The 9,866-nt window shown below is 69.9% G+C and carries 9 protein-coding genes; 4 read left to right on the forward strand and 5 right to left on the reverse strand.

The genetic code is table 11. From position 1 onward, the window contains the following. Nucleotides 1–83: 83 nt before the first annotated feature. Nucleotides 84–1,922 carry a bifunctional metallophosphatase/5'-nucleotidase gene (locus PV734_RS40345; RefSeq protein ID WP_319092825.1) on the forward strand — a complete coding sequence of 613 codons (1,839 nt, stop codon included), beginning with the start codon at nucleotides 84–86 and terminating at the stop codon, nucleotides 1,920–1,922. Nucleotides 1,923–2,047: 125 nt separating this feature from the next. Here the strand turns inward: PV734_RS40345 and PV734_RS40350 are convergent, their stop codons facing one another. Continuing rightward, a complete protein-coding gene (locus tag PV734_RS40350) occupies nucleotides 2,048–3,307 on the reverse strand; it encodes a hypothetical protein (protein WP_319294402.1) in 1,260 nt (419 codons plus the stop codon). Nucleotides 3,308–3,564: 257 nt separating this feature from the next. Here PV734_RS40350 and PV734_RS40355 point away from each other — a divergent pair, with 257 nt between their 5' ends. Then, on the forward strand, nucleotides 3,565–4,512 hold the full coding sequence (locus PV734_RS40355; protein ID WP_319294404.1) for a hypothetical protein: 948 nt from the start codon (nucleotides 3,565–3,567) through the stop codon (nucleotides 4,510–4,512). Between the two features lie 16 nt (nucleotides 4,513–4,528). Continuing rightward, nucleotides 4,529–5,167: a hypothetical protein gene (locus PV734_RS40360; RefSeq protein ID WP_319294406.1), complete on the forward strand. Its 639-nt coding sequence runs from the start codon at nucleotides 4,529–4,531 to the stop codon at nucleotides 5,165–5,167. A gap of 46 nt (nucleotides 5,168–5,213) precedes the next feature. On the opposite strand, the gene PV734_RS40365 is transcribed toward PV734_RS40360, so the two are convergent. Beyond that, complete coding sequence (locus tag PV734_RS40365) at nucleotides 5,214–6,020, reverse strand: GbsR/MarR family transcriptional regulator (protein ID WP_319294408.1); 807 nt, start codon at nucleotides 6,018–6,020, stop codon at nucleotides 5,214–5,216. 288 nt (nucleotides 6,021–6,308) lie between these two features. Here PV734_RS40365 and PV734_RS40370 point away from each other — a divergent pair, with 288 nt between their 5' ends. Further along, nucleotides 6,309–6,980 carry a DUF4097 family beta strand repeat-containing protein gene (locus tag PV734_RS40370; RefSeq protein ID WP_319093051.1) on the forward strand — a complete coding sequence of 224 codons (672 nt, stop codon included), beginning with the start codon at nucleotides 6,309–6,311 and terminating at the stop codon, nucleotides 6,978–6,980. Nucleotides 6,981–7,094: 114 nt separating this feature from the next. On the opposite strand, the gene PV734_RS40375 is transcribed toward PV734_RS40370, so the two are convergent. The 3 genes from PV734_RS40375 to PV734_RS40385 form a co-directional block, all read right to left on the reverse strand. Further along, complete coding sequence (locus tag PV734_RS40375) at nucleotides 7,095–8,189, reverse strand: hypothetical protein (protein ID WP_319294410.1); 1,095 nt, start codon at nucleotides 8,187–8,189, stop codon at nucleotides 7,095–7,097. A 134-nt stretch (nucleotides 8,190–8,323) separates the two neighbouring features. After that, entirely contained in the window at nucleotides 8,324–8,785 is a 462-nt protein-coding gene (locus PV734_RS40380) for a GntR family transcriptional regulator (protein WP_415924346.1), read from the reverse strand. After that, a complete protein-coding gene (locus PV734_RS40385; protein WP_319092819.1) occupies nucleotides 8,778–9,569 on the reverse strand; it encodes a hypothetical protein in 792 nt (263 codons plus the stop codon). The genes PV734_RS40380 and PV734_RS40385 overlap by 8 nt, the downstream gene beginning before the upstream one ends. Nucleotides 9,570–9,866: the final 297 nt, after the last annotated feature.

The raw sequence follows: 9,866 nt of genomic DNA on the forward strand, positions 1-9,866 counted from the left end.
GGTGGGCCGGTGTGCCGCCACGATCTACGCGTGTAGCCACCGATGTCGACACCGATACCGACGCCGACTGCCCAGGAGTCCCCATGCCCATCTCGCCCATGAACCGACGCCAGTTCATGCACAAGTCGGCCGTCACCGGCGCCGCCGTGGCCGCCGCCGGGACCGTCGCGGCAGCCCCCGCGCAGGCCGCCGACCGCCCTGCCGACGCGCACTGCAAGCCGCCCCGCACGTGGACCTTCTCCATCCTGGGCACCACCGACCTGCACAGCCACGTCTTCGACTGGGACTACTACACGGACGCCGCCTACACCGACAAGGCCGGCAACTCGGTCGGCGTCGCCCGCGTGGCCACCCTCATCAAGCAGCAGCGCGCGGAGAAGGGTGAGGACCACGTCCTGCTCGTCGACGCGGGCGACATCATCCAGGGCACGTCACTGGCGTACTACTACGCGCGCGTGGACCCCATCGACGGCACTGGCACCAAGGGCAAGCGGGCGCCCGAGCACCCGATGGCCGTCGCCATGAACGCCATGCGCTACGACGCCGCCGCCCTCGGCAACCACGAGTTCAACTACGGCATCGACACCCTCCGCAAGTTCGAGAGCCAGTGCCGTTTCCCGCTGCTCGGCGCCAACGCCCTCGACGCGAAGACGCTCCGGCCCGCGTTCCAGCCGTACACCGTCAAGCGCATCCGGGTCCCCGGCGCGCCGGACATCAAGGTCGGCATCCTCGGCCTCACGAACCCCGGGATCGCCCTGTGGGACAAGGACAACGTCGCCGGGAAGATGACGTTCACGGGCCTCGTCGAGCAGGCGAAGAAGTACGTCCCGCGGATGCGCGCCCTCGGCTGTGACGTCGTCTTCCTCACGGACCACTCGGGCCTGGACGGCAGTTCGTCGTACGGGACCGAGCTGCCGTACGTCGAGAACGCGTCGAACCTGGTCGCGGAGCAGGTGCCCGGGATCGACGCGATCCTTGTCGGGCACACGCACACCGAGGTGTCGTCCTACACGGTGACCAACAAGACGACCGGCAAGGACGTGGTCCTCTCCGAGCCGTACTGCTACGGCATGCGCCTGACCGTCTTCGACTTCGAGCTCGAACTCGTGCGCGGCCAGTGGAAGGTGACCAGCACGAAGGCGAAGACGCTCAACAGCAACGCCGTCGCGGAGGACGAGCAGATCACCAGGCTGCTCAAGGCCGACCACGACCTCGTCGTGAAGTACGTCAACACGGCTGTCGGCACGTGTACGGCGGACCTTTCGGCGGCGGAGGCGTGCTGGAAGGACGTACCCGTCATGGACTTCATCCACCAGGTCCAGATGGCCACCGTGGCCACCGGCCTGTCGACCGCGGACGCGGCCCTCCCCCTCATCTCCGTCGCCGCGCCCTTCAGCCGCAGCGCGGACATCCCCAAGGGTGACGTCAGCATCCGCGACGTCGCAGGGCTCTACATCTACGACAACACCCTGTACGGCAAGAAGCTGACGGGCGCCCAGCTCAAGGACTACCTGGAGTTCGCGGCGAGGTACTACCACCAGGTGCCGGTGGGCACGGCCGTCGACACCGCGACGCTGACGAACGCCAACAGCTTCTGGGACTACATGTACGACACGGCCGCCGGCGTCGACTACGAGATCGACATCGCCGCGGCGGAGGGCTCCCGGATCAAGAACCTCTCCTACAAGGGCGCCCCGGTCACGGCCGACCAGGTCTTCGTCGTCGCGGTGAACAACTACCGCGCCAACGGCGGCAGCGGCTACCCGCACATCGCCGCCGCCGACATCGCGTACAGCTCCACCAACGAGATCCGCCAGCTGATGATCGACTACGTGACGACGAAGGGCACCCTGAACCCCGCCGACTTCGCCGTCACCAACTGGAAGCTGACGCAGGGCGGCACGGCGGTGTTCGCCGGCTGAGGGGCAGGGGGGCAGAGGGCAGGGGGTGGCTGGGCCGCTGACGCGTTCGCCTCTCGGTGCGCGTGCGCGTGCGCGTGCGAGTACGAGTACGTCAGCGGCCTTCGACCAAGCCCCACGCCTACGCCCTACGCCCGGCGCCTCAGCCGGGTGTAGGCGGCCAGGGAGCCTCCGGCGAACACCAGGCAGACGCCGCCGATGGACAGGACGATCGCGCCGCCGTTGTCGCTGCCGGTGCTCGCCAGCCGGGTGTCCGTGGTCGCCTTCGCCGGAGAGGTGGTGGACGCGGCGGGGGTGGGCGTGGTCGCCGTGGGGGAGGGGGTGGCCCCGGTCGAGGCCCCGCTGGAGGGCGTCGAGGTCGGGCTTGTCGTCGAGGTCGGGCTTGTCGTCGGGGTCGGTGATGCCGACGTACCGCCGACCAGCTTGACCTGGGCCGACGAGGTGCCCAGAGACGTACCCCGGAACGGGACGGAGCCCTCGTTGACGATGACGCTCTGGCTCAGCGTGGTCTTTCCGAGCGGTGCGCCCTTCTTCCAGGAGACCCGGACCGGGAGTGAGTCGCTGCTGCCCACCGCGGCCCGGTGGTCGCGGTCGCGCAGGTAGTAGCCGTACGTGTCGGGCTCGGCCTTCGAGACGACCGGTGCCAGCGTGACCCAGGCGCCGCCCCGCTTCACCCGGACCGTGGTGTACCGGTCGGTGAACAGGACGCTGTTGACGTTGACGTACTCGGACGCCGTCGGGTTGCCCTCGACGGCCTCGAACTCGACGGGCGCCCCGCCGGGCACGGCCGTCGCGGGTACGCCGGTGAACGCGGCGGACATGCCCTTGACCGCGATCGTACGGACGTCACGTGCCTGGAGGACCCAGGAACCGTCGGCGGCCCCGACGGAGGAGGTCAGCTTGACGGAGGTGGCGCCGCCGTCGCTGTCGCCGTTGTGCGGCTCGCCCATCGGCAGCCCGAAGCGCAGGTGGACGACGCGGCTCTCGCCCGGGCCGAGCGTGACGGTGAACGGCAACGCCCCCTGGAACGAACCGCTTCTGTACTCCAGCGCCACCTTCTTCCAGGCCCCGGCGTCCGTGCGGTACCAGATGCCCAGGCCGTTCTCGGGCATGCCGACCCCGGCGTCCGCGACCAGGTTGAGGAAGAGGTCCTGCGTCTCGGTGGCGGAGGTGTTGGTGATCTTCTCGGTGAACCCGACGGGCTGTCCGTCCAGCCCCACGGCGGCGGGCCCGTCCACGGACAGGGTCGTGCTGCAGCAGGTCTGCGAGGGCCCGGCCGACGGAGTCGGGGCGCCGGGCGCGGCCCACACGGCGGGCGCGGCGGCCACCGTTCCCAGTGACATCAGTACGACGGCCGTTCCTGTGACGAGTGGCCGACCGATACGCATGGTGCGAAACATGAATCCCCCCGGATTCGCTGGTGGTGCGTGATGTGGTGCGTGACCCTCTGCGCTTGTAAGACGATGCCGGGGCGGGATGGTTGCTGGTGAATTCGGTCTTTATCCGGACGTGTCGAGTCCGTGACCAGGCGCGATGTCGAGGTGGTCGATCCGGCGCCGATCTCCCCTAAGGAAACGCTTGCGTTTCGATCGGTACCCCCGTAACTTGTCGGTACGAAACCGTTTCGTATCGATGGGAATATGTGATGACGAGCTCCCCAGTACTCCTGGCCGTCGCCCTCTCCCTCGTTTCCGCGCTCTGCTACGCCACGGCCGCGGTGGTCCAGGAGCGGACCGCCGCCGGAACGGCGAACCTGCGTGGCGCGCTCGTCCGCGCCTCCTGGTGGTGGGCGGTCCTGCTCAACGCCGGTGGCGCGCTGCTGCACGTGGTCGCCCTGCGCTACGGCCCGCTGAGCCTGGTGCAGCCCCTCGGCGTACTGACCCTCGTGGTCGCGGTGCCCCTGGGCTCGCTGGTCGCCCGCCGTCGGACCTCGGGCACCCAGTGGCGCGGCATGGCCCTCACGCTGGCCGGCCTGACCGCGCTCCTGACGGTGACGGCCTCGGGCGGTACGTCGGACAGCGCCCTGAGCACGAACGAGGTCCTGCTGGTCGCGCTGGCCGCCGCCGCGATCGTCGCGGTGCTGGTGAGCCTGGCCACGGGCCGCTCGTCCCGCGCCGGCCTCGCCTACGCGGCGGCCTCCGGCATCGCCTCCGCCGTCGGCTCCACACTGGCCCAGAAGCTCGCCGTGGGTCCGACCCTGTCGTGGAGCGCGGCGGCGGTCACCGTCCTCACGGTCGCCTTCGCGGCGGGCGGACTGCTGCTGGCCCAGAAGGCGTACGGCAGCGGCCTCGGCGGTCCCCTGGCCCTGCTCACCCTCGTCAACCCGGTCACCGCGTCCGCCATCGGAGTGACGCTGCTCGGGGAGGGCTTCCAGTACGGCGGTACCGGCACCCTGCTGGCCGTGGCGGGCGCGGTGGCGGCGGGCCGGGGCGTGGTCCTGCTGAGCCGCCCTCAGCCCGAGCCCCGGCCCGAGCCCCGGCTCCAGCCCGAGTCCCACGGCAACCGTTCCGTACGCCTCGACCTCGACCTCGACCTGCGGGTGTCTCGCCCGCACCCCACCCAGATCCTGGCCGGCACCGGCCGGGCGGCCTGAAACGGAGAACACCGGCATGACGATGACCATGACCATGGCGCCGACGCACCTGCGCCCCTGGACGACCGTGCGCGCGGCGGAACTGGTGGACGTACCGGCCGTGGTGCGCATGATCGCCTCGCCCGCCCTCAAGCCCTCGGGCGACTCGGCGCCCGACTGGGAGCAGACGCGGAGCACCATGCGACTGGTGCTGGCCCACTACGCCCTGGAGGAGGGGCGGATATGGGTGGCCGAGCGCGAGGAGGGCGGCCTCCTCGCCGCCGCCGTCTGGCTGCCGCCCGGCGTCGGCTCCGAGCCGCCCGACACCCGCTTCAGCAGCCTGCTCGCCCGCGAGCTGGCCACCGGCCGCCAGGACCCCCCGGCCCTGCCGATGTGGCTGAAGGACGTGGGACCCGACCTGCCGCACTGGAAGGTGTTCATCGTCGGCGCGCTGGACGACACGAGCGCCTGGGACCACACCGTCGCCGCCGATCTACTGGCGCCGGGCCTGCGGGCGGTCGACGACGAGGCCGCGACCGCCGTCGCGGTCACGCTGTCCCCCCGCCACGGGGACCAGTTGCGGTCCCTCGGGTTCCGCGGCCCGCGTGAGGTCCACCTCGGAGCGGGGGCGAACGGATGGCTGACGACACGTCACCCGGCAGGCGGAGCAGGCTGATTGAGGGGCCGGCTGACTGAACGGTCGAAGGTGACTCGGGGGGCCGTCACCGGTCCTCGGACACCTGCACCGGCACCGGCACGGAGTCGGCCTCGGGCTCGGGCTGGGGCTCGGCGGCGGCATCGCTCGACGGTGTCACCGCCTCGGGTTTCGTGTGCAGGATCTCGCGGGCCTGCTGAGCGGCGCGGGCGATGCTCTCGGAGACGAAGTCGAGGAACCGGGCGATGTTCTCCAGACGGGCGGCGGCCGGGGTGCCGAAGCCGAGGACGCCCACGCCCTGGCGAGCGATCCCGACGAGCTGGGCGGTGGACCGGGCGCTGGCCATCATCGAGTCGTACCAGACGTCGTCGTCGACGACATAGCGCTCGCGGCGCCGTTCGCCCGGCTCCCGGCGGACCATGCCCTGGCTCTCCAGGAACGCGATCGCCTTGGACACGGACGCCGGGCTGACGTCGAGGCGCTGGACGAGTTCGGAGGCGGTGAGGCTGCCGGAGTCGGTGAGGGTGAGGCAGGCCATCACCCGGGACATCATCGTGGGCATGCCGGACGCGGTGAGGACGCTGGTGAACACCTCCTCGAACTCGCGCACGGCATCGGGGTCGCGTCCGTAGGCGGGGGCGGGCGTCCGCGGTCCCCGGGGTGGGGTGGTCCGGCGCCGGTGGGCGCGGCGTTCGGTGGCACGGTGGGCCACGTCGGCGCGGTAGGAGGTGGGGCCGCCGTTGCGCATCACCTCGCGCGTGACGGTGGACGTCGGGCGTTCGAGACGCCTGGCGATCTCCGCGTAGGCGAGACCGTCGGCCAGCCCCAGCGCGATCTGCTGACGTTCGGGCTGGGTGAGCCTGCCTCCGGGCATCGGGTCTCCTCCGTGATTCCTGTACCTGCTGTGCTTGCTGGGCTTGCTGTGCCTGCTGATCCCTGACGCCCGAGTGTAGCGTTAGCTAGCAATTCATTGCAACGAATGCAGGCCCCTGATGTTGCGTTAGATTGCTATCCAGTGCAACGATTTCCTGGCTCTGAGCTGCAGTTACAGCTCTCATTCGCAATGAAGTGATTGCTGAATTCTTGAACGCAACGTAGCTTTTCCATTGTTGGAAACAGCGGAGCGCGGCCGAGTTCGGTCAGCCCAGTCAAGGAGAGCATGATGCAGAAGTTCGACACCCCCGCCCCGGTCCTGGCCGTTCTCGACGTCCCCGCGGGCCGGATCCGGTTCATCGCCGCCGACCGCACCGACACGACGGTCGAGGTGCTGCCGGCGGATCCTTCGAAGAGCCGTGACGTGAAGGCGGCGGAGCAGATGAGGGTCGAGTACGGAGACGGCGTCCTGCGGATCGAGGCCGCACCGGCGAAGAGTCAGTTCCTCGGCCACTCCGGGTCCGTCGAGGTGTCCGTCCAACTGCCCGCCGGCTCCCGTGTCGAGGCGAAGACGGCCGACGCGGACCTACGGGGCGTGGGACGCCTCGGGGATGTCACCTACGAGGGTGCGCGGGGCACGGTCAAGCTCGACGAGACCGACGGCGCCCGCCTCACCCTCCAGGCCGGCGACATCACCGTGGGCCGTATGGGTGGCCCCGGCGAACTCCGTACGCACAAGGGCGACTTGCGCATCAGCGAGGCGGTACGCGGCACGGTCGTCCTGCGCACAGAGTCCGGCGACATCACGGTGGGCGCCGCCCGAGGAGTCTCAGCGACCCTGGACGCCGGCACCGCGTACGGCCGTATCAGCAACGCCCTCCGGAACACCGAGGGCGCCGCCGCCCAACTCGACATCCGAGCGACCACCAGCCACGGCGACATCAGCGCCGACAGCCTCTGAACGGGGGGACCCTGTCGGCCGGTCCCCGGCCGGTCCCCGGCCGGCGGGATCTGCCGGTCGGGACGGGCGCCGGGCTGATGGCCCGAGTAGTAGAGGGGGTGGCTGTGCGGGAAGTCAGAGACCGACGGGGCCATTGCTCCTGGGGATCTGCTGGGTGCCGGGATCCTTGATGCTGGGGCTTTGAGTAGTGGGGGTTGAGGGGGGAGGGGGTTGGGGTTCGGAGGACTGGGTTCCGGCGCCGTTGGTTTGCAGGGAGTAGCGGACTCGGGGCCTGCGGCGGGTGCTAATGGCGGGGGATCGGGTGCCGGGTGGCGGAAGAGCGTCGAGGGTGGCTCGTATGCGTGCGGCTCGATCGGTGAGACGTTGCACGGTCTCACTGGGGGCGGGATCGCCGGTGTTCGGCAAAGCGTCGACGTGGTGCATGGCGACCTCGTAGGCCCGAAGGGCCCAGGCTCGCCGGGAGGCACCGTCACGGATCCGCAGACACATTTCTGCTTCGGTCAGCGCGATATCGGCCGCCTCCGTCAGCAACTCGGCCTGCGGGACGGTCAGGGAGCCCGGCTGCTCGTGAAAGGCGTCGTGGAGCTCGTCCTTTGACGGCAGCAGGATGCCGGCCACGGAGGTTCCGACGGAAAACAGGGCGGCGGTGATGCCGCCTGCGACCGGGAGCAGCAGTGGCGCGCAGGCCACAACGGTGGCAGTGGTGACGAACGGCAGCAGGCGGCGGGAAACGCGCAGCACCCCACGGACGAAAGAGTGCCGGTCGGCGTCGGTGTCGGTGTCGGAGACGGTGTGCTGGGCGCTGGTGATGTACTGGTTGATCTCTGTCAGCGCCTGTTCGGCGTCGCGCAGCCGGCCTTCCGCGACCCCTGCGGAGATGTCGAGAGCGGCTCCTGTCAGCTGACCGAGCAGGACGGGGAGGGCTGGCATGGGCGGAGTGACGTAACCGGAGTGGACCAGCAGGGTCGGCACGGCCAGCTGCAGGGCGGTGGCGACCTCCCAACTCTTCGGAAGCGGTTGGGTCTGGACCGTCGCAGGGAGCCGGTCCAGGACATCGATGAGGGCGACAGCGCTCTTCAACAGCTCCTGGGCGGAGTGCACATGGGCGGCGGACGGAGGGTCGTTTCGATGGCTGTCGGTGAGATTCTGACATTGCTGGACGAAGCTTCCGTAGGCAGCCAGCGCTTCCTCGGGTGTCGGCTCCGGCATTTCTGTCCCCCTGGGTTGGATTCAAGGGTCAGTGTCGGTGTTCGTGTCCTGGTTCGTACAGATCTGCTCCGGACACTTCTGTCCATGAGTTGAACGAGATGTGCCCCGCCTGAGCGTGATTCGCCGGACCAGCCCTATGCCGTACGGCGACCCGCGCCGACGCCGGCTGTCTTGGGGCCGCCCGTTCGGCTGTCGGTGGTGGCCGGCGAGGAGGCCGGTCCCGGGTCCAGGGCCTCGCGGACGGCGGTCAGGATGTCCTCGGTTTCGGCACCGAGCGCGCGGGCGGCGGAAGTGAAGTCCCTTGCCAGGGTGGTGAGTTGGTCTGCGTCGTGGGCGTGGGGCCCGGACGGGAGCGCCGCCACTCGGGTGCCCGCGCCGCGACGGGTGCGGATCAGCTCGGCGGCCTCCAGTTCGCGGTAGGCGCGGGCCACGGTGCCGGGGGCCAGGTCGAGGTCGGCGGCGAGTTGGCGGACCGTCGGCAGGCGTTCGCCCGTGACCAGTCGGCCGGTGCGGATCAGTGCGGCCAGTTGGGCGCGGATCTGCTCGTACGGCGGTACCTGGCTGGTGGTGTCGACGCGGACGGCGGGGTCACTCATCGGTGAAGGCCCCTTCGTCGGCGGGCTCGTCGTCGACCGCGCGGGGTGCCACCACGGTGACCAGCGACCATCCGAAGGTGAACAGGCCGAGAAGGCTCAGCGGGCTGACCGCCATGATGGCGGCGGCGCCCAGCGGTCCGGCGCAGGCCTCCTCCGTGAGCGCGACGAAGATCATCAGCGCGACGAGCAGTACCTGGCTCGACACCAGCAGTCCCCAGGCTCCGGTGATCGCCCAGGCCCGGTCGCGGCGCTGCTGGTCGTCGCCCTGGCCGTGGGCGATACGGCGCAGGGCCCAGACACAGACGGGGGTTCCGACCGCGAGGGCGGCGAACATGGGGCCGCTGTAGTACAGGCCGGGCCAGGGGCCCATGGAGGTGCGCATTCCTTCGCAGGTGATGGTGAGGACCCGCCCCGCTCTGTCCGCCCGAGTGGGGTCGGAGGCCGTGAACGCGCCGATCACCAGCAGAGCGACGAGGGACGCCGCCTGCAGTAGAAGCAACGGCGCCATGCGGGGCGGCACTTGGTCCCGGACCAGTCGCGGGGCGAGACTCGCGGTGCGTACGGCTTCCTGGGGACGCAGGGTCAGGGCGTCGCCGAGCAGGACACCGCCCACCGCGCACAGGCCGAACGCGGTGATGGCGAACACGAGGGGCATCGCGATGTCGCCGCTGTTGATCTCGATCAGTTGCTGTGCGACCACGATCCCGATCGCCAGGCCGGACCAGCGGGCGAAGTACTCGACGTGGTCGAGGAATTGTGCCTGGAGCGGGGCGGTGTCGAGCATATGGAGATCCCCCCAGATCATCTTGTATCAAGCGGTGGGTACAAGATGCCTCGACCGGGATCTTGTGTCAAATGCTCGATACAAGCTGGCGTGCGACCTCGGCGGGCTCCCTGTGTGCGTGCCGACCACGGCACCCGGCTGTGCGAACAAGCCGGTCTGGGCGCAACTCCTCGCGATGCATGGGGAGTCCTTCCCGGAGGGTGCCTCTATGTCTTTGGTCAAGCGAGGCGTGGGGTTCTGGGTTCGTAGAACGTGCCGTCGCGGAGCATCGCGAACAGCACGTTGACGCGTTGTCGG

Source organism: Streptomyces sp. AK08-02 (assembly GCF_033795085.1).
Classification (GTDB): domain Bacteria; phylum Actinomycetota; class Actinomycetes; order Streptomycetales; family Streptomycetaceae; genus Streptomyces; species Streptomyces echiniscabiei.